The organism is Leucobacter sp. PH1c, assembly GCF_000633415.1.
Taxonomy (GTDB): Bacteria; Actinomycetota; Actinomycetes; order Actinomycetales; family Microbacteriaceae; genus Leucobacter.
In genome coordinates, this window is sequence record NZ_AYMV01000007.1 from 37,590 (window position 1) to 62,570 (window position 24,981).

Consider the following 24,981-nt stretch of genomic DNA (forward strand, 5'->3'; position numbering starts at 1 on the left):
AAGACCCCGAGGTGAACGGCAGGCAAACGATGCGTCTGCTGGGAGATTCACCGACGTTCTGGGAAATCGACGGGGTCGTAGCCGAAGAACTCGCGCTCGACGACGCCACGGGCGCGGCGAGAAACGGCGAACCAGCGTTCTTCGAGCTCGGAGGTGCGGCGGCGCGGCATGCCCAGCACGCTCGCGATCCCCTCGAGCTCCCCGCGATCGACGGGCAAGGAATCGCTCGCCCGCCCGTTCCACAGCTTCAACGCCGATCGGACGCTGCTCGCGAAGCGCCACGACTCCGCGAGGATCTCGGCGTCCTCCGCGGCGATCAGCTCGTGCTCGGCCGCGGCCCCGAGGGCTCGGAGCGTCTCGACCGTGCGGAGCGCCGGGAACCGGGCCCCGAAGCGCAGCTGCAGGAGCTGCACGAGCCACTCCACATCCGTCAGGCCGCCCGGGCCCAGCTTCAAGTGCCGCTTCGGATCCGCGCCGCGCGGCAGCCGCTCGGCCTCCACGCGCGCCTTCATCCGGCGGATCTCGCGCACCTGCTCGTCGCCGAACTCCGCCGGGTAGCGGATCTCGTCGGCGAGCTCGATGAACGCGAGCCCGAGCGGAGCATCGCCCGCGACGGGCCGGGCGCGGAGCAGCGCCTGTGCCTCCCAGGTGACCGACCACCGCTCGTAGTACGCGCGCGAGGCGTCGAGGCTCCGAGCCAGTGGCCCGTTCTTGCCCTCGGGCCGCAGATCGAAATCGAGATCGACCGGGAAGCGCGGATCCGAGACCAGGCGGCGCAGCTCGGTGACCCGCTTGATCGCCGCGCGCGAGGCGCGATCCGCGGGCACCGCCGAGGCGGGCCGGAATACCGCGATCAGGTCGATGTCCGAAGCGAAGCCGAGCTCGCCGCCCCCGTAGCGGCCCATGCCGATCAGGGCGAGCGTCGCCTCCTCGGGCTGCTCCGCGATCTGCGCGGCGCGGTCGAGCATGATGAGGAGGGCGTCGAGCAGCGCGGTGTGCGCGGCGTCGAGCCCGCGCGCGACATCGGGCTCGTCGATCACTCCCGTGATCCGTCCCATTGCGAGCCGCAGTACCTCGCGCCGATGGACTCCGCGCAGCGCGGCAGCGGCATCATCCACCGTGGCGCGCCGCGAGGCGAGCGCTCGCATCTCCTCGCGCAGCGCGTCGAGCCCGCGCGGCTGGAGCGCGGCGTCGCTCTCCAGCCAGGCCACGGCCTCGGGAATGGTCTCCAGGAGCTCGGCGGCGAAGCGGGAGGACGAGAGCACCCGCGTGAGCCGCTCGGCGGCCTCGGCTCCGTCCCGGAGGAGGCGGAGATACCAGGGGGACTCCCGGTTCGCCTCGCTCACCCGGCGGAAGGCGAGGAGCCCGTAGTCGGGGTCCGTGCCGTCGGCGAGCCACTGGAGCAGCACGGGGAGCAGGTTGCGATGGATCCTGGCGCGGCGGGAGGTGCCGCGGGTGAGCTCGGCGAGGTGGCGGATCGCCCCCTCCGGATCGCGGAAGCCGATGCTCGCGAGCCGGGCGCGTGCCTCCGCGCTGCCGAGCACGAGCTCTTCCTCCGGAAGCGCCGCGACGGCGCTGAGGAGCGGTGCGTAGAAGATCTTCAGGTGCAGCTCGCGCACCTCGCGCTTCGTGCGCCCCCAGGCGGCGAGGAGCTCCTCCCCCGTCGGTGCGAGGCCGCTCGCGCGCGCGAGCACGCGGAGCCCCTCGGCGTCGGTCGGCATGATCGCTGTGCGCCGCAGCTCGCGCAGCTGCAGGCGGTGCTCCAGGACGCGGAGGAAGCGGTAGTCGGTGGCGAGCCGCTCGCCGTCGCTCCGTGCGATGTAGCCGCCGTCCACGAGGGCGTGGAGCGCGGGGAGCGTGCCGCGCAGGTGCAGGCGCTCGTCGTACTGCCCGTGGACGAGCTGCAGCAGCTGCACGCTGAACTCGATGTCGCGCAGCCCGCCCGGGCCGAGCTTCAGCTGCACCTCCAGATCGTCGTCGTCGATGTGCTCGGTGACCCGCTCGCGCATCCGCTGCACCGAGCCGACGAAGTCCTCACGGTTCGAGGACGCCCACACGGCATCCCGCGTCTGCGCGACGAACTCGGCGCCGAGGCCGAGATCTCCCGCGAGCGGGCGGGCCTTCAGCAGGGCCTGGAACTCCCACCCCTTCGCCCAGCGCTCGTAGTACGCGAGCATCGAGCCGAGCGTACGCACGAGCGCGCCCTGGCGGCCTTCGGGGCGGAGATTCGCGTCGAGCTCCCAGAGCGGCGGCTCGATCCCCGGGTCGTGGATCCCGCGCATCGTCTCGCTCGCGAGGCGCGTCGCGATGCGGATGAGCGCGTCCGTGTCGAGCACGTCGTCGCCGTCCTCAGGATCCTCGGCGCTACGCGCGATGAACACGACGTCGACGTCCGAGACCACGTTGAGTTCCTCGGCGCCGCACTTGCCCATGGCCACGATCCCGAGTTCGACGGCCGCCACGCGCTCCGCGCGCACCGCGGGCCCGTGCACGCCCGCGGTGAGCGAGGCGCGGGCCACGGCGAGCGAGGCCTCGACGGCGGCGCCGGCGAGCGCGGAGAGGCAGGCCGAGACGTGCTCGAACGACTCGAGCGCGAGGCCCTCGGCCGTGCGCTCCAGATCGAAGAGCATCACGCTCGCGAGCAGCTCGCGATACGCCACGCGGAGCGCCGCCCAGCCTGCGCCGCCCGACAGCGTGGCCCCCGTCGCCGTGTCGCGCACGGCGGAGAGTAGCTCGCCGAGTGCCTGCTCGGCGGGGACGAGCGCGCCGCCGCGGGCGAGGAGCTCGGCCAGCTGCCCCGGCTGCCTGGCGAAGAAATCACCGAGCGCGGGTGACGCGCCGACGAGCCGGCACAGCCGGGTCAGCTCGACGCCGTCGAGCCCGCCGACGAGCGCCTCATGACGCTCGGCGAGCTCGCGGATCCGGAGGAGCGCCGCGTCCGGATCGGCCGCCGCGCCGAAGGCCGCGAGCACGGCATCGGGGCCGAGCTCGAGGTGCGGGAGCAGCGCTTCGAGCGCTGCGCGCGATGCCGTGAGCTCCTGGAACCCTGCGCGCGCGAGCGCGGCGAGGGTGAACGCGGACTGCGTCGCTGCCATCGCGAGTGCGCCTCGCCTAGACCGTGTCGAGCATCGAAGAGAGCTCGTACGGCGTGACCTGGCTGCGGTACTCCGCGACCTCGCGCCGCTTGTCGCGCAGGAAGTAGGCGAAGACCTGCTCCCCCAGCGTCTCGGCGACGAGCTCCGAGCGCTCCATGACCGCGAGCGCGTGGTCGAGGCTCGTGGGGAGCGCGTCGAAGCCCATGGCCCGGCGCTCGCCATCGCTCAGCGCCCAGACGTTGTTCTCCGCCTCGGGCGGCAGCTCGTACTCCTCCTCGATGCCCTTCAACCCCGCGGCGAGCAGCACCGAGAATCCGAGGTAGGGGTTCACCGCGCTGTCGAGTGCGCGGTACTCGACGCGCGCGGCGCCGCCCTTGCCCGGCTTGTACATGGGCACGCGCACGAGCGCCGAACGGTTGTTGTGGCCCCAGCTCACGAAGGAGGGCGCTTCGTCACCGCCCCAGAGGCGCTTGTAGGAGTTGATGTACTGGTTCGTGACCGCCGTGATCTCGGGTGCGTGGCGCAGGAGACCCGCGACGAAGCGGCGGCCGGTCTGCGAGAGCTGGTACTTCGCGCCGGGATCGTAGAACGCATTCGTATCGCCCTCGAAGAGCGAGAGGTGCGTGTGCATGCCGGATCCGGGCTGACCGGCGAGCGGCTTCGGCATGAATGTGGCGTGCACGCCCTGGGCGATCGCGACCTCCTTCACGACCGTGCGGAACGTCATGAGGTTGTCCGCCGTCGTCAGTGCATCGGCGTAGCGCAGGTCGATCTCGTTCTGACCCGGCCCCGCCTCATGGTGGCTGAACTCGACCGAGATGCCGAGATCCTCCAGCATCGCAACGCTCTCGCGGCGGAAGTCGTGGGCCGTACCGCCCGGAACGTTGTCGAAGTAACCCGCGCGATCGACGGGCACCGGGCCGGTCGTGCCGAACTCCTTCGACTTCAGCAGGTAGAACTCGATCTCGGGGTGCGTGTAGAAGGTGAAGCCCTGATCCGCCGCGTGCGCGAGCGTGCGCTTCAGCACGTTGCGGGGATCGGCGACGGCCGGCTCACCGTTCGGCGTGCGGATGTCGCAGAACATCCGGGCGGTCGGCGTGTCCTTGCTGCGCCAGGGCAGCAGCTGGAACGTCGCCGGATCCGGGATCGCGAGCAGATCCGACTCGTAGGCCCGGGTGAGCCCCTCGATCGCGGAGCCGTCGAAGCCGATGCCCTCGCTGAACGCCCCCTCGACCTCGGCCGGTGCGAGCGCGACCGATTTCAGGGTGCCGGAGACGTCGCTGAACCAGAGCCGAACGAACTTGACGCCCCGCTCCTCGATCGTGCGAAGGACGAAATCGCGCTGCTTGCTCACACCGGCTCCGTTCGTTGCCGCGGCGGCGCTCGGCCGCCGCGTGGGTGATTCGCGCACCGCTCGATCTGCGGCGTGCGCTCGCGTTCAGACTACCGCCCGCGCATGTCGAGCGTGTTACAGCGGGGCGGGAATTCCGCGCTGGATCAGACGTCCCCCGCGGACTCCTCCTCATCGCGCCAGGCGCGTGCCCGCTCCTCGAGGATCTGGTTCGCGTGCGCCGCCTGCTCGCGGGTGGGGAACGGGCCGACGCGATCGACGGAGAGCGACTGCGGCCCCTCCTCGACCTCACCGGTGCGCGTGTTGAACCAGTACGTCTCCTCGGGATCCTCGATCCCCCAGTCGCGCTTGCTCATGATCGGTGTCCTTCCGCTTCGGCGGTGCTCGCAGCGAGTACTGCGTGCTCTTCATAGACTAGAGCCATGCCCTTCGACGCACACGGACATTTGACTCCCGGTTCCCGGCCGGCCCCGCTCGCGGTGCCCGCGACGATCGCACGACCGCCGTATGTCGGCCTCGTGACGCCGCCGCCGTACGAGGGCGACAACACCTACTCGGAGGACGAGATCGCGAAGATCCGGGCCGCGGGACGCATCGCGTCGCGCGCGCTCGACGCCGTCGGTGCCGCGGTGCGCCCGGGGGTCACGACGGCGGAGCTCGACCGCGTCGCGCACGACGTCGTGGTGGCGGCGGGCGCCTACCCGTCGACGCTCGGCTACCGCGGCTACCCCGCGTCCTCGTGCACCTCGGTGAACGAGGTCATCTGCCACGGCATCCCGGACGACACGGTGCTTCGCGAGGGCGACATCGTGAACGTCGACGTCACGGCGTACCTCGACGGCTTCCACGGCGACACGAACCGCACGTTCCGGGTGGGTGAGGTCTCGGAGGAGGTCGACCTCCTCGTCGAGCGCACCCACGAGGCGATGATGCGCGGCATCCGCGCGGCGAAGCCGGGTCGGGCCGTGAACGTGATCGGCCGGGTCATCGAGACGTATGCGAAGCGCTTCGGCTACGGCGTGGTGCGCGACTTCACGGGGCACGGCGTCGGTTCGTCGTTCCACTCCGGGCTCATCATCCCCCACTACGATTCGGCGCCGAGCTATGGCGACCTGATCGTCCCCGGCATGGTGTTCACGGTCGAGCCGATGCTCACCCTCGGCGGCCACGCCTGGGACCAGTGGGATGACGGCTGGACCGTGACGACCCGGGACAAGAGCATCACCGCGCAGTTTGAGCACACGGTCGTGATCCGCGAGGACGGTTTCGAGCTCCTCACCGTCTCGGAGGATTGAGCCGCAGCGGCCTCGGGCGGTCGGGTCCCCTGGAACCGGCCGCCCGGGGGCGCCGCAGCAGTGCCTAGCTGCGCGCCCGGCGTCGACGCGCGAGCAGCAGGCCGGCGCCGCCGGCCAGGAGGAGCGACCCGCCTGCGAGCGCGAGCGCCGCGGAGGGCGCGCCCGTCTTCGCGAGCTGGGTTCCCGTCCCGGGCTGCGGCTTCGTCGTTCCGGGGCCGCCATCCGTTGTCCCGCCATCGAGTGCGGTGGGATCGGTGCTGGGTTCCGTTCCCGGGTCGGTCGTCGGATCGGTGCTGGGGTCCGTGCCCGGGTCCGTGGCCGGGTCCGTGGCTGGATCAGTGCCCGGGTCGGTCGCCGGGTCCGTGCCCGGGTCCGTGGCGGGGTCGGTGGCCGGCTCCGTGGCTGGATCAGTGCCCGGGTCGGTCGCCGGGTCCGTGCCCGGGTCCGTCGCGGGCTCCGTCGGCCCCTCCGCGAACGTCACCGAGCAGCTGATCGGCTGGACGTAGTCGATGTCCTTGTCCTTGCTCCACGACCAGGTGGCCTCGCTCCAGGTCGTCGAGACGAACGAACCCGACAGCGACTCGACCAGGGAGACGGTACCCACGGCGTCGTCCGGCACGGTGAGGGTGAACTGGAGCACGCTGCTCGACTCGTCGGCGAGGAGCCACACGGCCGGGAAGTCGCTGGGGCGCACCTGCTCGCTGACCACGCCGCCGGAGACGATGGTGCGCGCATCGATGTCGTGCACCCACGTGACCTCGCGCCCGGTGAGCATGGCCCGCTCCCAGGGGGCGGCCTCGTTCTGCACCAGGCGGTCCACCTGCCAGTCCGAATCCGTCGGATCGCTCGCGGGGCCGGTCACGACGGTCTGGCTGACGCGCGGCTCGCTCGCGACGGCGGATGCGCCGAGGATGACCCGGTTGACCGCGTCACGGAACTCCGGGGGCAGCGGGGCGTAGCGGTCGTCCGCGCCGGGAGCTGTGTCCTCGCCGGCGAGTGTGTTCTGATCGACGACGGTCACCTTGAAGGTGCGCTCCCCCGACTGCACGACCTGCAGATTGCGGATGCCGCCGTGGAACACGTCGCACACGACGTCGCCGACGGCAGCCTGCGCGGGCGCGGGCTGCATCGCGCCGAGCGTCGCCCCCGCGGCAGTGCCGAGTCCCAGAACCGTGAGCACCCCGGTGGCCAGCATCTTCTTCACGTCGTTCCCCCAAACCGTCTCGTGCGCGCGCACGTGCGTGCCCGCGGTGGGCGCTCGCGGCGCCACACAGGACCCTAACACGAAACAGGAAACGCCAAGGTATAAGAAAGAATCCTCCGCGGTGACGCCGAGAGAGGCGGTCCCGGCGGGAAGATGGGCGTGGGAGCACTGAATGCACCGAGGGCTGGGGGGAATGGGCCGGATCATACGCCGGGTTCTGTCCCCCGATCGAAATCGGGGCGACGGTCATCTCTCTCGGGGCACTGTTGCCAGTACCCTCTAGCGGCCTACCCGAGGACTCGGCGGGACGCGTCAGCATCCTCTGTCTGGCCTTGCTCCGAACGAGGTTTACCTAGCCGCCTGTGTCACCACGGGCGCTGGTGGGCTCTTACCCCACCCTTTCAGCCTTACCGTGCGCGGCGAACCGTACGCGGCGGTCTACTCTCTGTTGCACTTTCTCGCGGGTTGCCCCGGGTGGGCGTTACCCACCGTTCTTCCCTGCGGAGCCCGGACGTTCCTCGGCGCGGACACTCTCGTGCCGCGACGCGACCGTCTCACCGACCCATTCCGGATCCGATTCTACACCGGGCGCGGGCGGGCGCGGCACCGGCGCGCTCGGGTTCGCCCGAGTTCGCGGTGCCGTCCTGCACCGCCGGCGTTCGGCTCAGTCCTCTTCGACGCGCACGAGGATCGCACCCGTGCCGGGGCAGAAGAGCAGCTCGTCGGGCGCGGCCGCGTTGAAGTCGCTGAGCTCGGCAGGCGTGAGAGCCATGTTGCTCGCCTCGGAGACGGCGCCGCGGAGGCGAGCGGCGCCGATGCCGATGCGGCCGCGCAGCTCCTCGTAGATACCGAGCAGGTCGCGCTGAATCTCCGCGGCCAGGCCCCCGCGCTCGCGCGTGCTCGCGTCGAGCTCGCGATCGATCTGCGCCTCGGCCGTGTCGATCGCGTCCTGGATCGCCGCGCGACGCGCGTCGACGCCGCCGAGCACGCCCTCGGCAGCGGTGAACGCGGCCTGGGCCGCCTCCTGCTGCTCCATGAGTACGAGCTCGCGATCCTCGAGCTCACTCGTGCGGCGGGCGAGCGTTTCGAGCTCGGCCTGCAGCGCCTGCGCCTCCTTCGGCGCGGTGCTCACGGCGAGCAGCTCCTCGTCTCGGGCGCGTCGCTGCGCGACCAGCGCGATGTCGGCCTCGACGCGCTCGATCTCCGCGTTCAGCGTGTCGAGCTCGCGCTGCGCGGCCATGAACTGCTCGCGCGACTCGGCGATCTCGCCAGCAAGGCCGTCGAGCTCGGCCCGCTCCGGGAGCGTGGCGCGCTTGCGGCGCAGACGAGCGATCGTCGTGTCGAGATCGTGCAGGTCGAGCAGGAGCCGCTGCTGGCGGGGACTAGCCTTCATGCTTCTAGCCTAGTGCCGCGTCAGCCCGCCGCGCCCACGGAGAAGTCCCACGGATCCGTGCGCAGCGTGCTCACGGTGAACGTGACGCCCGGGAGCCGGTCGGCGAGTGCCTCGGCCGCGCCCGCGAGCCAGAGCGACTCGCTCGCCCAGTGGGCGACGTCGACGAGGGCCGGGCCCGCGTCCGCGGCGCTCAGCTCGAGCGATTCCTGCGCGGGATGGTGGCGCAGATCGGAGGTGACGTAGACGTCCGCTCCCCGTACGAGCGGGTGATCGAGGAGGCTGTCCCCAGCGCCGCCGAGCAGCGCGACGCGCGAGACCAGGCGTGCGGGATCGCCCGCGACGCGGACCCCCGTCACGGTTGCGGGGAGTACCGCGTTCACGCGCTCGGCGAAGGCTCGCAGCGACTCCGGTTCGGGCAGCGTCCCGACGCGGCCGATGCCCGCGCCCGGGTGGGCGGCGGGGTGCGCCGAGGGGACGAGCGGCGTCGTGTCGCGCAGCCCCAGACGGCGGGCGAAGACCTCGGAAACCCCGCCGTCGGGCGCGTCCGCGTTCGTGTGCGCCGAGTAGAGAGCGCAGCCACCGCGGATCAGGCGCGCGAGGAGCGCTCCCTTCGCGGTGTCCTCGGCGACGGTGTGCACGCCGCGCAGGAGGAGCGGGTGATGCGTGACGAGCAGATCCGCGCCGCGCTCGAGCGCCTCGGCCACGGTGGCCTCGGTGACGTCGACGGCGAGGAGCGCCCGCGTGAGCGGGGCGCGCCGGTCGCCCGACGCGAGGCCCACGCGATCCCAGGGCTCCGCCGTGGCGGTGGGCCAGAACTCCTCGGCGACCGCGAGGAAGTCCGCGAGCGTCGCCGCAGGCGTCGACGCGGGGCCCCCGGCGGGCTCGTGAGCGGTGGTGGGCTGAGCGGACACGTGCTACCTCCTGAGCAGCTTGCGGGCGATGACGTTGCCGAGCAGCTGCACGAGCTGCACGATGACGATGATCACGAGGACGGCCGACCACGTCACCCACGGGTTGAACTGGCGGTACCCGTACTGGAGCGCGAGGTTACCGAGGCCGCCGCCGCCCACCACGCCGGCCATCGCGGTCATGTCGACCACAGCGATGAACGCGAAGGTGTAGCCGAGCACGAGCGGCCCGAGCCCCTCGGGGATGAGCACCGTGAAGATCGTGCGCACGGGCCCGGCGCCCATGGCGCGGGCGGCCTCGATCACCCCGGGCGGAACGGTGAGCAGATTCTGCTCAACGAGGCGGGCGATGCCGAACATCGCGGCGAACGTCAGCACGAAGAGGAGCGCGCGCTCCCCGATGCCCGTGCCGACGACGAGGCGCGCGAGCGGGGTGAGCGCGCCGAGCAGGATCACGAAGGGGATGGGGCGGAAGAAGTTCACGAGGAAGTTCAGCACCCAGAAGACGGGGCGGTTCTGCATGATCCCGCCCTGCCGTGTGACGGTGAGCGCGACGCCGACGATGAGGCCAAGCGCGCCGCCCACGCCCATCGAGAAGACCGCGTAGAACACGGTCTGCAGCGTCGCTTCGAGGAACTTGCCGTTCGCGAGGAGTTCGAGCAGACGGTCCATCAGGCGAGCACCTCCAGCTCGGTTTCCTGGGCGAGCGCCGCGACCGCGTGCTCCACGCGCAGCTCGTCGCCGATGAGTTCGAGGGTGAGCTTGCCGAAGCTCCGCCCGCCCACGTCGGTGATGCCGCCGTGAATGATGCTCACGCCGACGCCGCGCTCGGCGAGGGTGCGGAAGACGACGGGCTGATCCACGTCGCCGTCGCGGAACGTGAGGCTTACGAGGCGCCCGCGGTGGCGCTCGCGGAGCTGCTCGAGGTGGCTCGGCTCGGGCTCGCTCGGGAGCGCGGTCGCCACGAACTTGCGCGTGGTCTCGCTGCGCGGCGCGGAGAACACCTCGAACACGTCGCCCTGCTCGACGGCCCGGCCGCCGTCCATCACGGTGACGCGGTCGGCGATCTCGCGGACCACCTCCATCTCGTGTGTGATGAGGATGATCGTGATCCCGAGCTCATCGTTCACGCGCTTGAGCAGTGCGAGCACCTCCCGGGAGGTCTCCGGGTCGAGCGCGCTCGTCGCTTCGTCGGCGAGGAGCACGCCGGGCTCGGTCGCCAGCGCGCGGGCAATGCCGACCCGTTGCTTCTGGCCGCCGGAGAGCTCGTCGACGTACGCGCCGGCGCGATCCTGCAGGCCGACGAAGCTCAGGAGCTCGGCGACGCGGCGCGTGCGCTGCGCGGCGGGCACGCCGGCAACGATCAGCGGGTACTCGACGTTCTTCGCGATCGTCTTCGAGTGGAACAGGTTGAACTGCTGGAAGATCATGCCGATCTGCGAGCGGACGGGCCGCAGCTGCCGCTCGCTCAGGCTCGTGAGCTCATGCTCCCCCACTCGGATCGAGCCGCTCGTGGCGCGCTCGAGCCCGTTCACGAGGCGGAGAAGGGTGCTCTTGCCCGCCCCGGAATACCCGATGATCGCGTGGATCTCGCCGGATGCCACATCGATGGAGACGTCGTCGACCGCGACGATCTCGGGGTCGGCCTTCCCGCGTCCGGGATAGCGCTTCCCGACGCCGCTCAGTTGCACGCGTGTCACCCGCAGGTCCTCTCGCTTCGCTCGGGCCGCATCGCGCGGCCCAGGGGTCCATTCTGACGGTTCGCCGCCCGCAGCCCAAACGGGGCGGTGGGAGCACGCTCCCACCGCCCCGTCGCGATCCCGCGGTGCGCGGGATCGGGGTTACTTGGCCTGCGCCGCGTAGTCCTTCTGCGCCTGCGCGAGGATGTCCGCGAGCTCGGCGGTCGGCGTGTTGAGCGGCACCGCGCCCTCGCCGACGTAGTCCTTCACGGCCTTCTGCACGTCGGCGTTGTTCTGGTAGATGTCGACGAGCTTGAGGTAGGTCTCGTTGTCCTTGTCCTCGGCGCGCGCCGCGAAGATGTTCGTGTACGGCGCGGCAGCGGGATCCTCCGCGCTATCCGAGCCGAGCGAGTCCGAGAACTTCAGGCCGGCGGGCTCGACGAAGTCGTTGTTCACAACACCGCCGTCGACGTCCGGCAGCGCGCCGGGGATGCCCGCGGCGTCGAGCTCGGTGACCTTCACCTTCGACTTGTCCGCGATGACGTCCTCGAGCGTCGAGCCCGAGTTGCCGCCGTCCTTCAGCTCGATGAGGCCGAGCTTCTGCAGCACGAGCAGCGCACGGGCGCGGTTCGACTCGTCGTTCGGCACGGCGATGGTGCCGCCCTCGGGGATGTCCTCGATCGAGTCGTACTTCGCCGAGAACAGGTTCATCGGGTAGATCACGGTCGAGCCGAGCGCGACGAGATCGTCGCCCGCGTCCTCGTTGTAGGCGGCGAGGTACGCGATGTGCTGGAACTGGTTCAGGTCGAGATCGCCCTCGCTGAGCAGCGGGTTCGGCTGGGGGTACTCGGCGAAATCGATGATCTCGACCGTGATCCCCTCCTCAGCTGCGGCGTCGACGAACGTGTCCCAGTACGGCTGCCCGCCGGGGACGACGCCGATCTTGACGGTCTGGTCGGCGTCGCCGCCCGCGGCGGGGGCGCACCCGGCGAGCGCGGTCGTCGCGGCGAGGGCGAGGGCGGTGAGCGAGGCGGCGAAGACGCGGCGCTTCGTGGAGGTCATGGGGTCCCCTTTTGGGCTGAGGTGCGATCGTGTGACAGAGGCGGCTGCGACGCGGGTGCGGCCGCCGAACAACTCCAAGACTCCTGCATGTCTGCCGCCACGCGGTAATCACGGTGTCACACAGCGTCATCCTCGTGGGATACTGGATTCGACGCCACAGCGTCCCGGCGGGCAGGCCGACTCCCTCTTCATACCGTTTGGAAGGAACCCTCCGTTCACATGAACCAGCGTGCTGATGCTCACCTCGAAGCTTGGAAGGCGAAGCAGGAACTCGCAGAGCGGATGATCCCGCTGATCGGCCAGCTCTACCGCGACCACGATGTGGTCATGTCGGTCCACGGCCGCAGCCTCATCGGTCGCTCCTCCATCGACATCATTCGTGCGCACCGCTCGGCACGCAAGATCGACGACGTCGAGCTCCCCCTCGCGGAGACCTCCGCGATCGTCGAGACCCTCGCGCAGCTCCAGCCCGGCCCCGTGTCGGTCGATCTCGCGCTCCTCGCGAACGGCTTCCGCGCCTCGGGCGGCTCCGACCTCGCCGCGTACCTCCGTGAGGTGCTCGCCCCCGCGTTCGAGGCGAAGCCCGGCACCGGCACTGACGTCGTGCTCTACGGCTTCGGGCGCATCGGCCGCCTGCTCGCCCGCATCATCATTGATCACTCGGGCTCGGGCAACGGGCTGAACCTCCGCGCCATCGTGGTGCGCAAGGGCTCGGAGAACGATCTCCAGAAGCGCGCGAACCTGCTGCGCCGCGACTCCGTGCACGGCCCCTTCAACGGCACCATCACGGTGCTCGAGGACGAGGACGCGATCCTCGCGAACGGCGTGCGCATCCAGGTCATCTACTCGAACGATCCGGCGAGCGTCGACTACACGCAGTACGGCATCGACAACGCGATCCTCGTGGACAACACGGGTCGCTGGCGCGACGCCGAGGGTCTCGGCCAGCACCTGCAGAACCAGGGCATCGCCCGCGTGCTGCTCACCGCCCCGGGCAAGGGCGACATGCTGAACGTGGTCTACGGCGTCAATAACGACAAGATCACCGACGCCGACACGATCGTCTCGGCCGCCTCCTGCACCACGAACGCGATCACGCCCGTGCTCAAGGTCATGAACGATCGCTTCGGAGTGAAGCGCGGCCACGTCGAGACGGTGCACGCGTACACGAACGATCAGAACCTGATCGACAACTTCCACAAGGGCGATCGTCGCGGCCGCTCGGCAGCGCTCAACATGGTGCTCACCGAGACCGGCGCGGCGAAGGCCGTCTCGAAGGCGCTCCCCGAGTTCGAGGGCAAGCTGACGGGCAACGCGATCCGCGTTCCTACCCCTGACGTATCGATGGCCGTGCTCAACCTCCAGCTCGAGCGCGAGACCACCGTCGAGGAGATCAACAGCTTCCTCGAGCAGGTCTCGCTCACCGGCGCGCTCCGCACGCAGATCGACTACGTCGAGTCGCCCGAGATCGTGTCGACCGACTTCGTCGGCGCGAACCGCGCGGGCATCGTCGACGGCCTCGCCACGATCGTCACGGGCGATTCCGCGGTGCTCTACGTCTGGTACGACAACGAGTACGGCTACAGCTGCCAGGTGGTCCGCATCATCGAGCAGCTCGCCGGGAGCCACCCCGCGCAGCTGCCCGCGCTGACCGCGTAGGTGCGTCGCCGCGCCGCGCGGCAACGCTCACGAAACATCCCGAGAGAAAGGACCGAACATGTCGGAGAAATACCTCATCGGAGTTGACGGATCGGAGCAGAGCCGCGTGGCGCTCGCCTGGGGGCTCGCACGAGCCACCGAGCGCGGCGCGAGCGTGCGCCTGCTGCACGTCGCGGACGACTCCTTCCTCTCGGAGAGCGTCGCGTTCCTCTCCGAAGCGCAGAAGGCTTCCGAACAGATGCTCGAGGCCGAGATCGCGCACGCGCGGAGCCTCGGCTTCACGGGCGAGATCTCCGGCACCGCGGTGGTCGGTCACCCGATCGCCGAGGTCGAGGAAGCCTCGAAGCAGGCGGATCTCCTCGTGCTCGGCGAGCACGCGGGCAGCCGCTTCGCCGGCTCCTTCTTCGGCACCCGCGCGGTGAAGGTCGCGGCGACGGCGCACTGCCCCGTCGCCGTGATCCCGAACCGCGACGTGCAGCCCGGCGCTGGCGTGGTCGTGGGCGTCGACGGCTCGGAGGCATCGCAGCGCGCGATCGCGTACGCGGCCGAGGAGGCGTCGTTCCGCGGCGTCCCCCTCATCGCCGTGTACGCGTGGATGCCGCCGCTCACCCCCGGCCTCGAGTACCTCTGGAGCGAGGAGCTCGTCGAGTCCCAGCGGAGTGCCGCCGAGGAGGCGATCGCCATCGGCGTCGCCGGTCTCGCCGAGCGCTACCCGGACCTCGAGGTGCGGCGCGAGATCGTGCAGTCGCCCCCGGTGGCCGCGCTCGTGCAGGTGGCGCAGGGCGCCGAGCTGCTCGTGGTCGGCAGCCGCGGTCGCGGCGGCATCTCCCGCCTCCTCCTCGGCTCGGTGAGCCATGGCGTGCTGCAGGCCCTGCCCTGCCCCGTCATCGTGACCCGCGCCGACTAGTTCGCGCACCGCGTGTCGGGCGCCGGCCCACGGAGTCGATCCGTGGACCGGCGCCCGACGCGTCTGTTCGCCCGCAGCACCCCCGACCCGAGAAAGCAGCACGCCATGACCTCAGTGACGATCGAACGCCTCATCACCGCCGGATTCATCGGCGCCGGCCGGCCCGGCCTGCCCGCCGAGGGGATCGCGCTCGAGAACAACGTCTGGATCGTCGGCGACGCCGAGCGTGCGCTCGTGATCGACGCCGCCCACGACGCCGACTCGATCGTGCGCGCCGTCGGTGAGCGCGATGCGCTCGGGATCCTGCTCACGCACGGGCACGAGGATCACGTGAACGCGGCGGTCGAGGCCGCCCGCCGGCTTGACACGCACCTCTATCTCCACCCGGCTGACCTCTTCCTCTGGCAGGAGGTGCACGGCGAGGAGCTGCCCGACTTCGAACTCGCCGAGGGCGCGACGTTCCAGATTGGCGATGTCGAGCTCACGACCCGGCACACCCCCGGGCACACGCCAGGCTCGGTCTGCTTCGTGGCGCCCGCGCTCGGCACGGTGTTCTCCGGCGACACGCTGTTCCACGGCGGTCCCGGTGCGACGCGCTGGGAGTACTCGAGCTTCCCGCAGATCGTGGAGTCGATCCAGCGCGGCCTCTTTACGCTCCCGGGCGACATGACGGTGCAGCCGGGGCACGGCATCCACACCTCGATCGCCGCAGAGCAGCCCGTGCTCGACCGCTGGATCGCGCAGAGCCGGTAACCCGCCGTTCGCGCGCGGCCGGTAGGATTCCGTGGTGCTTTCCTCCTCCCCCGCGCTCCCGCCCGCCCTCAGCTCGCGCCGCCGCGCCATCGCTCTCTTCGCCCTCGCGCTCGGCGGCTTCGGGATCGGGGTCACCGAGTTCGCCACGATGGGGCTCCTGCCCGACATCGCGCGTGATGTGCTTCCGGGCTTCGACGCTGCGCCCGAAGCGGGGATCGCGCACGCGGGCCTCCTCATCACGGCGTACGCGCTCGGTGTCGTCGTGGGCGCGCCGACGGTGGCGGTGATCGCCGCCCGGATGTCGCAGACGACGCTCGCGTTCGGCCTGCTCGGCGTCTTCATACTCGGCACGCTCGCCTCGGCCTGCATGCCGAGCTTCGGCTCGCTCGCGGTGGCTCGGTTCATCGCCGCGCTCCCGCACGGCGCCTACTTCGGCGTCGCCTCGCTCCTCGCGGCCCGCCTGATGGGGCCGGGGAAGCAGGGGCGCGGAATCGCGCTCGCGCTCTCCGGGCTCACGATCGCGAACGTGATCGGTGTGCCGCTCGCCACGTGGCTCGGCCAGCTCGCGGGCTGGCGCGCCGCCTACGTCTTCGTCGCGGGGATCTTCGCGGTGACGCTGCTGCTCGCGCTCGCTTTCCTCCCCCGCGTCCCCGGCAACCCGGAGCGCACTCCGGGGCGCGAACTCGTCGCACTGCGGAACCCGCGGATCTGGATCATGATCGGCGTAGGGGCGGTGGGCTTCGGCGGCTTCTTCGCCGTGTACTCCTACATCTCCGAGGTGACCACGCGCGTGGTCGGCATGCCGGCCACGGCGGTCCCGGCCGTGCTCGCCTGCATCGGCGTCGGCATGACTCTCGGCAACGTGCTCGGCGGCTGGGCGAGCGACCGGCACCTGAGCCGCACGATCGTGTGGGGATTGAGCGCGTTCCTCCTCGCGCTCGTCGCGTACGCGCTCTGGGCGAGCACTCCGGCCGCGCTGATCGGCCTCACCTTCGCGATCGGCTTCACCTCGTCGGTGCTCGTCCCGGCGATCCAGGCGCGACTGATCCGGATCTCCGACGAGGCGGCGCTGCTCGGCGCGGCGATCAACCACGCCGCATTCAACGTGGGCAACAGCCTCGGTGCGTGGCTCGGCGGCCTGGTGATCGCCGCGGGCTTCGGCTACCTCGCCCCCGGCTGGGTGGGCGCGGCCCTCGCGGCGGCCGGGCTCGCACTTGCTGGGCTGAGCTTCGCGGTCGAGGCACGGGACAAGGCCCGCAGCCGGAACACCGTGGGAATCCCCGTGGTCGGTACGAGCGAGGTCTAGGCCAGCGGACCGCCGAGTGCGTGGAACTCGCGGTCGAGATAGCTCATGGCCGGGCCGGTCTCGCCGAACACCGCGCCGACCACCTCGGCGACGACGATCACCGATGAGCCCACGCCCAGGGAGTGCAGCGTGCGGCATCGAAGTGCGACGCGGGTGCCGGGCAGGTACGGCTCTCCGGTCGTGAGGCGCGACCAGCCCTGCGCCGCCGTGAAGCGCTCCGCCCCCGAGACGGCGAAGGAGCGCGCGATCTCCGTGTGCCGCGCGTCGACGAGGTGCACGAGGTAGCTGTCGGCGCCCAGGATGCCGCCCGCGCTGCCGGTGGCGCGCGTCACCGAGAAGGAGATGGCCGGCGGATCGATCCCGACCGAGGAGACGCTCGACGCGGTGAGGCCGACCGGCCCCTCGTCCGTCTCCGCAGTGATCACCGCGACGCCCATGGGGTGGTGCCGGAACGCGAGTTTCAGCGCATCGATCCCCTCGGTGAGATCGGGATCGTACTGCGGGTGCTCCGCGCCGTGCTCAGTCACTGGTCTCCTCAGCCCTCCGGGCCCGGGTGCTCCGCGCCGCTCGTGCGGTGCAACGCTCGGAGGATTCTCGGCATTCCCCCGCCCGGTCGCCCGCTCACGAGCGTACCCTGGAGGCATGCAGCTCCGAGACATCCCACTCACCACCATCGAGGGCACGCGCACCTCGCTCGCTGAATTCGGGGAGCAGGTGGTGCTCGTCGTGAACGTCGCGTCGAAGTGCGGCCTTACCCCGCAGTACGCGAAGCTGGAGGAGCTTCAGCGCCAGTACGGACCGCGGGGATTCACGGTGCTCGGCGTGCCTTGCAACCAGTTCCTCGGGCAGGAGCCGGGCTCCGCCGAGGAGATCTCGACGTTCTGCGCGACCACGTACGGTGTGACGTTCCCGCTCCTCGAGAAGACGCTCGTGAACGGGCGCCGATCGCACCCGCTGTTCCGCGAGCTGCGCGCTATTCCCGACGCGAGCGGCCGGCGCGGCCGGGTCCAGTGGAACTTCGAGAAGTTCCTCATCGCCCCGGACGGTCGCGTCTCGCGCTTCCGGCCGAAGACCGAGCCGGACGATCCCGCGATCATCGCCGCGATCGAGGCCGCGCTCCCCGCCGAATAGCCGCTGCGGGGATCGGGGGCGTATCCTCTTCGGATGACCGTTCTCATCGATCCCCCCGCCTGGCCGGCCCATAACCGGCTGTGGTCGCACCTCGTGAGCGACTCGTCGCTCGGCGAGTTGCACGCGTTCGCGTCGGAGAACGGGATCCCGGAGCGCGGCTTCGATCACGATCACTACGACGTGCCCGAGGAACTGCACGACCGGCTCGTCGCAGCGGGCGCGGTCACGGTCACGGGGAACGAGCTCGTGCGCCGGCTCATCGCGTCCGGGCTTCGCGTGCGCGCTCGCGACCGCCGCGCGGCCTAGCCCGCCCAGCCCCGCTCACGGGGTGGTTGGCTGATGTGATCGATCTCCTCGGCCGAGCCAGGCCCGCTGCGGAGGTCCGGGATCGCCGCCAGCGGCAGCAGCTGCGCCATCGTGACGACGCGGCCCGGGGCGCCCGCGACGAGCGCCGCAGTGGCGAGCGCCGTGAGCACGCCCGTGGCGCGCGACTGGCCGACGCCCTGCGCCGAGCAGCTCGCGCCCGTGCGGCGGTTCACCGCGACGAGCGACCAGGCCGCGCTGCCCCAGTGCGGCGCCCGGGCGAGGAGCGACGCGCTTCGTGGCGCGCGGGCGACGATGCCGAGGGCTGCGGTCGTCGCGCGACCGCCCGTGGCGAGGTAGCTCCGAACGGTGAGGCCCGATGGCTCGCCGAGGAGCGCGTGGTCCGGGAAATCGGCGCGGAGGAAGGTGCGCGGCCCATCGGGTGCGGGGAGCACACGGCGCTCGCGGAGGTTCATCACCGGGACCCGCTCGGGCGGCGAGAAGATCTCAGTGCCGACGAGGCCGGCCGTCCACGCGACGGCCGCGGGCCCGTGCTCCTCCCCCGTGCCGAGCGCGATGCCCACGTCGACCTCGTCGCCCGGCAGCGTCGGGAGGGCGTGCACCAGCATCGTCGTGAGGCCCGGCGCGAGCCCAGCGCCGATCAGCACGGACTGGCCCGGTGCCGCTGCGCGGCCGAGCTCGAGGAGTGCGGGCGCCGTCGCTGAGAGCTCGACGAACGCCGTGCGTCCCGCGGCGCGCACGAGCTCCGGATCCTCGACACCGGACGCGTTCACCACCACGTCGTGCGCTCGTGCCTGCTCGGCGAGGACGCCGAGCCCGGCGGGGTGCCCGAGGTCGATCCGCACCGCGGCGTTCCGCCGACCGGCACCCGTCACGGTGTGTCCGGCGCTCTCGAGCTCCGCGGCGACGACGCGCCCCACCGCTCCCGCAGCGCCGAGCACGAGCGCCCTCACGCGACGCCCCTCGGCGCCCGCTTCGCGGATGTGCGGGCGCGGAGCGCCGCGATCCCGCGCAGCAGGAACGGGACCGCCCAGAGCACGGCGACCGGGACGACGAGCGTGATGGTGAGGGCAAGCGCGAGCGGCTCGGGCCATGCGGCGACGAGCGGGCCGAGGAGTGCACGAGCACCGAGTGCGAGTGGGAGGATCGCGGCCCAGGTCGCGAGGATCCGGAGTGTCGCGGGAAGCGGCGGCGGCATGGGGCGGGACGGGGGCGCGGATCGAGGGGCGGTCTGCGGGGGCATGAATCTCCAAACGGTTGTTTGGGGATGAGCGTACGGCGCGGGGCGCCCAATTGCAAACGGATGGTTGGAGATGCGCTACGCTGTGCCCATGGCATGGGACACGGCAGCAACCCGCCAGGCGCTTCTCGATGCGGGCGCCCGGCAGTTCGCGGAGCGGGGCTTCGCGGGCGCGCGCATGGACGCGATCGGCGCGGACGCCGGGGTCAACAAGGAGCGCGTTTACCAGTACTTCGGGAACAAGCGCGGCCTGTTCGACGCGGTGCTCGCCGACCGGCTCGGCGATCTGCTGGGCGCGGCACACGCCCCTTCCCCGGGATCCGGCGCTGCGGGCATCGCGGCGTACGCCGGCGCGCTCTTTGATCGCTTCGCGGAGCGGCCCGAGCTCGCTCGCCTGCTCGCCTGGGAGAGCCTCGAGCTCGACGGGGCCGCTGACGCCGTCGCCCGCACGGCGCGCTGCGCGAGTCAGGCGGACGTCCTCGCGTCCGCACTGCCCGGCCTCTCCCCCGCAGCTGCGCAGCAGTTGCTGCTCAGCATCGTCACGCTCTGCGCGGGCTGGTGGACACTCGCCCGCGTCTCGGAGATGGTGGCTCCGGGGAGCGACGCGCCCGCCCGACGAGCGGTGCTCGTCACTCAGGCAGAGGCCCTCGCCCGCGCGGCGTGAACAGCAGAACACCCCCGCCCGGAGAACCCGGACGGGGGTGGAGTGGTGGGCCCGGCCGGGATCGAACCGACGACATCCACGGTGTAAACGTGGCGCTCTACCAGCTGAGCTACAGGCCCGAGCGAATCGGACTCCCCAAGTGTAGGGGATCCCGCTTCGCCGACGCGAATTAGGCGATCGCCGCGAGCGCGTCCCGGTAGGACGCGAAGTCGCGGGCCTCCCCGGGGGCGGTCTCGAAGGACGCGAGGACACGACGGCCCTCACCGATCACGAGGGTCGCGCGAGTCGCGATGCCCGCCTCCTCGACGAACACGCCGTACTCCTTCGCGACCTGGCCGTGGGGCCAGAAGTCGGAGAGGATCGAGAACTCGTAGCCCTCCTGGTCGGCCCAGGCCTTCAGCGCCCAGACGGAATCCACCGAGATGCCGAGCAGGCGGACCTTGCTGTCCGCGAAGATCGCGAGGTTGTCGCGCAGCTCGCACAGCTCGCCCGTGCAGATCCCCGAGAACGCGAGCGGAAAGAAGACGAGCGCGACGGGGCCCTCCGCGACGAGCTCGGAGAGCGTGAGCTCCTCGCCGTGCTGATCCGACAGGGTGAAATCGGGCGCCTGCGCGCCGACCTCGAGCACCATGGTGTGCTCCTTTCTCGGTGCGGGGCACCGGGGTGAACAGTCCGTGGGATCCACACTAGCGAGCGCGCGTGCCGCGGGCACGACCTCGAGCGTCCGAACATTCTGCGAATCGGCCGCGCTCCCGGGCGCGGCGGCCGCACGAAACGCCCGGCGGGACGCCGTGTTTTCGCCCCGAGAGGCTGCGCATTCGCGCTGCATACCATTCCACATCGTGGATGTTCGATAGTGTGGGAGGCACACCCGCTGACCAGCGGGCGCCTCTCGTGCTGCGTGCCCACGCATCAAGCCGCGTCGATCGCGCAGCACGCCACTGGTGAATGGAGCACAATCTTGGCTGTGAACACGCAGGATCCGTACGCACCCGACAGCGACGACTTGGATCCCCAGGAGACCGCCGAGTGGCGGGAATCTCTCGACGCGGTCGTCGATGAGCGCGGCGCAGGCCGCGGTCGCGAGATCATGACGAGCCTGCTCGACCGCTCGCGACAGCTCCACCTGAACGTTCCGCAGGTCCCCACGACGGACTACGTCAACACGATCGCGTCCGAGGACGAGCCCGACTTCCCGGGCAACGAGGAACTCGAGCGCCGCTACCGGTCCTGGATCCGCTGGAACGCCGCCATGACGGTGCACCGCGCGCAGGCTCCCGGAATCGGCGTGGGCGGCCACATCTCCACGTACGCCTCGGCGGCGTCGCTCTACGAGGTCGGCTTCAACCACTTCTTCCGCGGCCAGGATCACCCGGGCGGCGGCGACCAGATCTTCGTGCAGGGGCACGCCTCCCCCGGCATGTACTCGCGCGCCTTCCTCGAGGGCCGCCTCACGGCGGACCAGCTCGACGGCTTCCGCCAGGAGAAGTCGCACGCGGGCGGCGGTCTCCCGTCGTACCCGCACCCGCGCCTCGCACCCGACTTCTGGCAGTTCCCCACCGTGTCGATGGGCCTCGGCCCGATCAACGCGATCTACCAGGCGCAGCTCAACAAGTACCTCACCAACCGCGGGATCAAGGATGCCTCGGACCAGCACGTCTGGGCGTTCCTCGGTGACGGCGAGATGGACGAGGTCGAGAGCCGCGGCCAGCTGCAGGTCGCTGCGAACGAGGGGCTCGACAACCTCACCTTCGTCATCAACGCGAACCTCCAGCGCCTCGACGGGCCGGTGCGCGGCAACGGCAAGATCATCCAGGAGCTCGAGAGCTACTTCCGCGGCGCGGGCTGGAACGTCATCAAGGTCATCTGGGGTCGCGAGTGGGACGACCTGCTGAACCGCGACTCTGACGGCGCGCTCCTGAACCTCATGAACACGACGCCCGACGGCGATTTCCAGACCTACAAGGCCGAGAACGGCGCATTCGTGCGCAACCACTTCTTCGGCCGGGATGAGCGAGCACTCCGCCTCGTCGAGGACTACTCCGACGACCAGGTCTGGGGCCTCCGCCGCGGTGGTCACGACTACCGCAAGGTCTACGCGGCGTACAAGGCCGCGATGGAGCACAAGGGCCGCCCGACCGTCATTATCGCGAAGACGATCAAGGGCTACGGGCTCGGCCCGCACTTCGAGGGGCGCAATGCGACGCACCAGATGAAGAAGATGACGCTCGACGATCTGAAGATGTTCCGCGACACCATGCACATCCCGATCACGGACGCGCAGCTCGAAGCGGATCCGTATCGGCCGCCCTACTACCACCCGGGTGCGCAGGACGAGGCGATCGAGTACATCCACGAGCGCCGTCGCTCGCTCGGCGGGTACCTGCCCGAGCGCCGCTCGACGCACACGGACCTCGCGGTGCCCGAGACGAAGTCGTACGCCATCGCCGCCAAGGGCTCCGGCACGCAGGAAGCCGCGACGACCATGGTCTTCGTGCGCCTGCTGAAGGACCTCATGCGCGACGGCGAGTTCGGCAAGCGGATCGTGCCGATCATCCCCGACGAGGCCCGCACCTTCGGCATGGACTCCTTCTTCCCCACGAAGAAGATCTACAACCCGCACGGTCAGAACTACGTGTCGGTGGACCGCGACCTGCTCCTCGCGTACAAGGAGAGCCCCGAGGGCGTGCTGATCCACGTCGGCATCAACGAGGCCGGCGCCTCTGCCGCGTTCACCGCGGTCGGCACCTCCTACTCGACCCACGGCGAGCCGCTGATCCCCGTCTACATCTTCTACTCGATGTTCGGCTTCCAGCGCACGGGCGATGCCCTGTGGGCTGCGGGCGATCAGATGGCTCGTGGCTTCCTCGTGGGCGCGACCGCGGGGCGCACGACGCTCACGGGCGAGGGCCTGCAGCACGCCGACGGACACTCGCTCGCGCTCGCGTCGACGAACCCGGCCGTCGTGGCGTACGACCCGGCGTACGGCTACGAGATCGGCCACATCATGCGCGCGGGCATCGAGCGCATGTACGGCGGATCGCACCCCGATCCGAACGTGATGTACTACCTCACGGTCTACAACGAGCCGATGATCCACCCCGCGGAGCCCGCCGAGGTCGACGTCGACGGCATCGTGCGCGGCATCCACCGCGTGCAGGCCGCGACGGCAGGCACGCACCGCGCGCAGATCCTCGCCTCGGGCGTCGCCGTGCCGTGGGCGCGCGAAGCCGCCGAGCTGCTCGCCCAGGACTGGGATGTCGCGGCCGACGTGTGGAGCGTGACGAGCTGGAACGAGCTGCAGCGCGACGGCGCGGCCGCCGAGCGCGACACCCTGCGCGATCCCGCCGCGGCCCCGCGGACGCCGTACCTCACCGAGAAGCTCGCGGGCGCCGAGGGCCCCGTGGTCGCGGTGAGCGACTGGGCGACCCAGGTGCCCGAGCAGATCCGTCCGTACGTGCCCGGGGACTACTCCGTGCTCGGCGCTGACGGCTTCGGCTTCTCGGACACGCGCGCAGCGGCTCGTCGCTTCTTCGGGATCGACCGCGAGTCGGTCGTGGTGAAGGTGCTCCAGCGCCTCGCCGCCCAGGGGAAGATCGCGGCGGACATCCCCGCCCGCGCCGCGGCGCAGTACCGCCTGAACGATGTGAACGCCGGCACGACCGGCGGCGCCGGCGGCGACGCGTAACGCGGCCGGCTCGGAGGATGGAAGGCTGATGGACCGGGCGAAAGAGCAGGAACTCGCGTGGCTGCGCACCATCACTGGTGAATTGTCCACGCTCACACTGACGCGTCTTGATGAGACGCTGCCCTGGTACGGAAGCATGCCTCCGAGCCGCCGCTCTGCGGTGGGCCTGGTCGCGCAGACCGGGATCACCTCCTTCATCCAGTGGTACGAGGATCCGTCTTCGACCCCCTGGATCGCCTCCGACGTGTTCAGTGCGGCGCCCCGCGAGCTGCTCCGCTCGATCAGCCTGCAGGAGACCCTGCAGCTCATCCGCGTGGTGGTCACGGTCGTGGAGGAGCGCGTGGGCCCGCGCAGCGAGGCCCTGCGCGAGGCGATCATGCACTACTCGCGGGACGTCGCGTTCGCGGCGGCCGACGTGTACGCCCGCGCCGCTGAGGCCCGCGGGCTCTGGGACGCCCGCCTCGAGGCGCTCGTCGTCGACTCGATCCTCACGGGCGAGAGCGACGACGAGCTGCCGAGCCGGATCGCGGCGCTCGGGTGGCACGGCGACGGCGAGGCCGCAGTGCTCGTGGGATCCGCCGAGCGCACCGTGGACGTCGACCAGCTGCGGCGCTCGGCTCGCCACGCGGGCGCCGACGTGCTGATCGGGCTCCAGGGCACGCGCCTCGTGCTCGTGCTCGGCCGCGTGGATCCCGCGCAGCGCGATGCGACGCAGCTGCCTGAGGAGCCGCTCCCCTTCATCGAGATCGCGCAGCGGGTGGCCGACGGCTTCTCGGATGGCCCGCTCGTGCTCGGGCCCACCGTCGCGAATCTCGTCGATGCCTCGCGGAGCGCGCGCGCCGCGCTCGCGGGCGTCGCCGTCGCGCGGTCGTGGCGGAAGGCGCCCCGCCCGGTCCTCGCCGACGATCTGCTCCCCGAACGCGCGCTCGCGGGCGACGGTCTGGCACGGCGCACCCTCATCGAGCAGATCTACGAGCCCCTCGCCGCCCACTCCGGCGAGCTGCTCGAGACGCTCTGGTGCTATCTCGACAACGGGCGTTCCCTCGAGGCAACGGCGCGCGAGCTCTTCGTGCATCCGAACACCGTGCGCTACCGCCTGAAGAAGGTGTCCGAGGTGATCGGCTGGAACGCGACGGGTGCCCGCGAGGCCCTGATCCTGCAGTCCGCGCTCATCGCCGGATCGATCGCGCAGCACGGCCGCCGTCCGGGCTCGCAGAAGCCGAGCTCCGGGCACTGATCCGCCCGCAGGCGCGCCGAAATCCAACAAAAATACGCGATCCCTACAACGATCTTTTGGATTTATGGTGGGGAATATGCAGGAT

Annotated in this window: 23 protein-coding genes, 1 tRNA gene and 1 other RNA gene; 10 read left to right on the forward strand and 15 right to left on the reverse strand. The window is 70.9% G+C overall.

The window, feature by feature from the left end:
• Positions 1-47: 47 nt before the first annotated feature.
• The 3 genes from U874_RS0101935 to U874_RS0101945 all read right to left on the reverse strand — a co-directional run bounded on the left by U874_RS0101935 (position 48) and on the right by U874_RS0101945 (position 4,802).
• Complete coding sequence (locus U874_RS0101935; RefSeq protein WP_025132864.1) at positions 48-3,095, reverse strand: bifunctional [glutamine synthetase] adenylyltransferase/[glutamine synthetase]-adenylyl-L-tyrosine phosphorylase; 3,048 nt, start codon at positions 3,093-3,095, stop codon at positions 48-50.
• A gap of 16 nt (positions 3,096-3,111) precedes the next feature.
• A complete protein-coding gene (gene glnA / locus U874_RS0101940) occupies positions 3,112-4,449 on the reverse strand; it encodes a type I glutamate--ammonia ligase (RefSeq protein WP_025132865.1) in 1,338 nt (445 codons plus the stop codon).
• 143 nt (positions 4,450-4,592) lie between these two features.
• Positions 4,593-4,802, reverse strand: a complete 210-nt coding sequence (locus U874_RS0101945) for a hypothetical protein (RefSeq protein WP_029987428.1) — start codon at positions 4,800-4,802, stop codon at positions 4,593-4,595.
• A 66-nt stretch (positions 4,803-4,868) separates the two neighbouring features.
• On the opposite strand from U874_RS0101945, the gene map reads away from it, so the two are divergent.
• Entirely contained in the window at positions 4,869-5,741 is an 873-nt protein-coding gene (map, locus tag U874_RS0101950; RefSeq protein ID WP_025132867.1) for a type I methionyl aminopeptidase, read from the forward strand.
• Positions 5,742-5,805: 64 nt separating this feature from the next.
• On the opposite strand, the gene U874_RS15275 is transcribed toward map, so the two are convergent.
• The 7 genes from U874_RS15275 to U874_RS0101980 all read right to left on the reverse strand — a co-directional run bounded on the left by U874_RS15275 (position 5,806) and on the right by U874_RS0101980 (position 11,987).
• Complete coding sequence (locus U874_RS15275; protein ID WP_025132868.1) at positions 5,806-7,011, reverse strand: LPXTG cell wall anchor domain-containing protein; 1,206 nt, start codon at positions 7,009-7,011, stop codon at positions 5,806-5,808.
• A gap of 124 nt (positions 7,012-7,135) precedes the next feature.
• An RNA gene (gene rnpB / locus U874_RS14625) (RNase P RNA component class A) lies at positions 7,136-7,510 on the reverse strand.
• 99 nt (positions 7,511-7,609) lie between these two features.
• Complete coding sequence (locus U874_RS0101960; RefSeq protein ID WP_025132869.1) at positions 7,610-8,338, reverse strand: zinc ribbon domain-containing protein; 729 nt, start codon at positions 8,336-8,338, stop codon at positions 7,610-7,612.
• Between the two features lie 20 nt (positions 8,339-8,358).
• On the reverse strand, positions 8,359-9,249 hold the full coding sequence (locus tag U874_RS0101965) for a Nif3-like dinuclear metal center hexameric protein (RefSeq protein ID WP_025132870.1): 891 nt from the start codon (positions 9,247-9,249) through the stop codon (positions 8,359-8,361).
• A 3-nt stretch (positions 9,250-9,252) separates the two neighbouring features.
• On the reverse strand, positions 9,253-9,918 hold the full coding sequence (locus U874_RS0101970) for a methionine ABC transporter permease (protein ID WP_025132871.1): 666 nt from the start codon (positions 9,916-9,918) through the stop codon (positions 9,253-9,255).
• A complete protein-coding gene (locus tag U874_RS0101975) occupies positions 9,918-10,946 on the reverse strand; it encodes a methionine ABC transporter ATP-binding protein (protein ID WP_025132872.1) in 1,029 nt (342 codons plus the stop codon). Before U874_RS0101975 ends, U874_RS0101970 begins: the two co-directional genes overlap by 1 nt.
• Positions 10,947-11,087: 141 nt before the next feature.
• Positions 11,088-11,987, reverse strand: a complete 900-nt coding sequence (locus tag U874_RS0101980) for a MetQ/NlpA family ABC transporter substrate-binding protein (protein WP_025132873.1) — start codon at positions 11,985-11,987, stop codon at positions 11,088-11,090.
• 219 nt (positions 11,988-12,206) lie between these two features.
• On the opposite strand from U874_RS0101980, the gene U874_RS0101985 reads away from it, so the two are divergent.
• The 4 genes from U874_RS0101985 (at position 12,207) to U874_RS0102000 (ending at position 16,612) form a co-directional block, all read left to right on the forward strand.
• Positions 12,207-13,646, forward strand: coding sequence for a glyceraldehyde-3-phosphate dehydrogenase (locus U874_RS0101985; protein ID WP_025132874.1), 1,440 nt, complete (start codon positions 12,207-12,209; stop codon positions 13,644-13,646).
• 58 nt (positions 13,647-13,704) lie between these two features.
• Positions 13,705-14,553, forward strand: coding sequence for a universal stress protein (locus tag U874_RS0101990; protein ID WP_025132875.1), 849 nt, complete (start codon positions 13,705-13,707; stop codon positions 14,551-14,553).
• Positions 14,554-14,658: 105 nt separating this feature from the next.
• A complete protein-coding gene (locus tag U874_RS0101995; protein WP_025132876.1) occupies positions 14,659-15,306 on the forward strand; it encodes an MBL fold metallo-hydrolase in 648 nt (215 codons plus the stop codon).
• Between the two features lie 34 nt (positions 15,307-15,340).
• The gene (locus U874_RS0102000; protein WP_025132877.1) at positions 15,341-16,612 is read left to right on the forward strand and encodes an MFS transporter; all 1,272 of its coding nucleotides are present in this window, start codon (positions 15,341-15,343) and stop codon (positions 16,610-16,612) included.
• Here the strand turns inward: U874_RS0102000 and U874_RS0102005 are convergent.
• A complete protein-coding gene (locus U874_RS0102005) occupies positions 16,609-17,139 on the reverse strand; it encodes a flavin reductase (protein ID WP_025132878.1) in 531 nt (176 codons plus the stop codon). The two genes, U874_RS0102000 and U874_RS0102005, sit on opposite strands and share 4 nt — an antisense overlap.
• A 115-nt stretch (positions 17,140-17,254) precedes the next feature.
• Between U874_RS0102005 and U874_RS0102010 the strand changes: the two genes are divergently transcribed.
• Together U874_RS0102010 and U874_RS0102015 are read left to right on the forward strand one after the other, a co-directional pair.
• Positions 17,255-17,743: a glutathione peroxidase gene (locus U874_RS0102010; protein WP_025132879.1), complete on the forward strand. Its 489-nt coding sequence runs from the start codon at positions 17,255-17,257 to the stop codon at positions 17,741-17,743.
• Between the two features lie 33 nt (positions 17,744-17,776).
• Positions 17,777-18,049 carry a DUF4031 domain-containing protein gene (locus U874_RS0102015; RefSeq protein ID WP_025132880.1) on the forward strand — a complete coding sequence of 91 codons (273 nt, stop codon included), beginning with the start codon at positions 17,777-17,779 and terminating at the stop codon, positions 18,047-18,049.
• Here U874_RS0102015 and U874_RS0102020 read toward each other — a convergent pair.
• Both U874_RS0102020 and U874_RS0102025 read right to left on the reverse strand, forming a co-directional pair.
• Complete coding sequence (locus U874_RS0102020; RefSeq protein WP_025132881.1) at positions 18,046-19,020, reverse strand: NAD-dependent epimerase/dehydratase family protein; 975 nt, start codon at positions 19,018-19,020, stop codon at positions 18,046-18,048. The genes U874_RS0102015 and U874_RS0102020 overlap by 4 nt on opposite strands.
• Positions 19,017-19,310 (reverse strand): hypothetical protein, encoded by a 294-nt coding sequence (locus U874_RS0102025; RefSeq protein ID WP_025132882.1) that lies wholly within the window; start codon positions 19,308-19,310, stop codon positions 19,017-19,019. Before U874_RS0102025 ends, U874_RS0102020 begins: the two co-directional genes overlap by 4 nt.
• Positions 19,311-19,398: 88 nt before the next feature.
• On the opposite strand from U874_RS0102025, the gene U874_RS0102030 reads away from it, so the two are divergent.
• Complete coding sequence (locus U874_RS0102030; protein ID WP_025132883.1) at positions 19,399-19,971, forward strand: TetR/AcrR family transcriptional regulator; 573 nt, start codon at positions 19,399-19,401, stop codon at positions 19,969-19,971.
• Between the two features lie 43 nt (positions 19,972-20,014).
• Here U874_RS0102030 and U874_RS0102035 read toward each other — a convergent pair.
• Both U874_RS0102035 and U874_RS0102040 read right to left on the reverse strand, forming a co-directional pair.
• Positions 20,015-20,090: transfer RNA gene (locus U874_RS0102035), tRNA-Val, on the reverse strand.
• 50 nt (positions 20,091-20,140) lie between these two features.
• Positions 20,141-20,602 carry a peroxiredoxin gene (locus U874_RS0102040; RefSeq protein WP_025132884.1) on the reverse strand — a complete coding sequence of 154 codons (462 nt, stop codon included), beginning with the start codon at positions 20,600-20,602 and terminating at the stop codon, positions 20,141-20,143.
• A gap of 330 nt (positions 20,603-20,932) precedes the next feature.
• Here U874_RS0102040 and aceE point away from each other — a divergent pair, with 330 nt between their 5' ends.
• Both aceE and U874_RS0102050 read left to right on the forward strand, forming a co-directional pair.
• Entirely contained in the window at positions 20,933-23,659 is a 2,727-nt protein-coding gene (aceE, locus tag U874_RS0102045) for a pyruvate dehydrogenase (acetyl-transferring), homodimeric type (protein WP_025132885.1), read from the forward strand.
• Between the two features lie 28 nt (positions 23,660-23,687).
• A complete protein-coding gene (locus U874_RS0102050; RefSeq protein ID WP_025132886.1) occupies positions 23,688-24,896 on the forward strand; it encodes a CdaR family transcriptional regulator in 1,209 nt (402 codons plus the stop codon).
• Positions 24,897-24,981 lie beyond the last annotated feature (85 nt).

What these genes read in the sequence shown, in the direction of transcription:
- U874_RS0101995 (WP_025132876.1), top strand. Translation starts at nt 14,659, where the DNA reads ATGACCTCAGTGACGATCGAACGCCTCATCACCGCCGGATTCATCGGC.
- U874_RS0102030 (WP_025132883.1), top strand. Translation starts at nt 19,399, where the DNA reads ATGGCATGGGACACGGCAGCAACCCGCCAGGCGCTTCTCGATGCGGGC.
- U874_RS0101980 (WP_025132873.1), bottom strand. Translation starts at nt 11,987, where the DNA reads ATGACCTCCACGAAGCGCCGCGTCTTCGCCGCCTCGCTCACCGCCCTC.
- U874_RS0102050 (WP_025132886.1), top strand. Translation starts at nt 23,688, where the DNA reads ATGGACCGGGCGAAAGAGCAGGAACTCGCGTGGCTGCGCACCATCACT.
- map (WP_025132867.1), top strand. Translation starts at nt 4,869, where the DNA reads ATGCCCTTCGACGCACACGGACATTTGACTCCCGGTTCCCGGCCGGCC.
- U874_RS0101985 (WP_025132874.1), top strand. Translation starts at nt 12,207, where the DNA reads ATGAACCAGCGTGCTGATGCTCACCTCGAAGCTTGGAAGGCGAAGCAG.
- U874_RS0102025 (WP_025132882.1), bottom strand. Translation starts at nt 19,310, where the DNA reads ATGCCCCCGCAGACCGCCCCTCGATCCGCGCCCCCGTCCCGCCCCATG.
- U874_RS0102040 (WP_025132884.1), bottom strand. Translation starts at nt 20,602, where the DNA reads ATGGTGCTCGAGGTCGGCGCGCAGGCGCCCGATTTCACCCTGTCGGAT.
- U874_RS0101945 (WP_029987428.1), bottom strand. Translation starts at nt 4,802, where the DNA reads ATGAGCAAGCGCGACTGGGGGATCGAGGATCCCGAGGAGACGTACTGG.
- U874_RS0102015 (WP_025132880.1), top strand. Translation starts at nt 17,777, where the DNA reads ATGACCGTTCTCATCGATCCCCCCGCCTGGCCGGCCCATAACCGGCTG.
- U874_RS0101990 (WP_025132875.1), top strand. Translation starts at nt 13,705, where the DNA reads ATGTCGGAGAAATACCTCATCGGAGTTGACGGATCGGAGCAGAGCCGC.
- U874_RS0102010 (WP_025132879.1), top strand. Translation starts at nt 17,255, where the DNA reads ATGCAGCTCCGAGACATCCCACTCACCACCATCGAGGGCACGCGCACC.
- U874_RS0101960 (WP_025132869.1), bottom strand. Translation starts at nt 8,338, where the DNA reads ATGAAGGCTAGTCCCCGCCAGCAGCGGCTCCTGCTCGACCTGCACGAT.
- U874_RS0101970 (WP_025132871.1), bottom strand. Translation starts at nt 9,918, where the DNA reads ATGGACCGTCTGCTCGAACTCCTCGCGAACGGCAAGTTCCTCGAAGCG.
- U874_RS0101935 (WP_025132864.1), bottom strand. Translation starts at nt 3,095, where the DNA reads ATGGCAGCGACGCAGTCCGCGTTCACCCTCGCCGCGCTCGCGCGCGCA.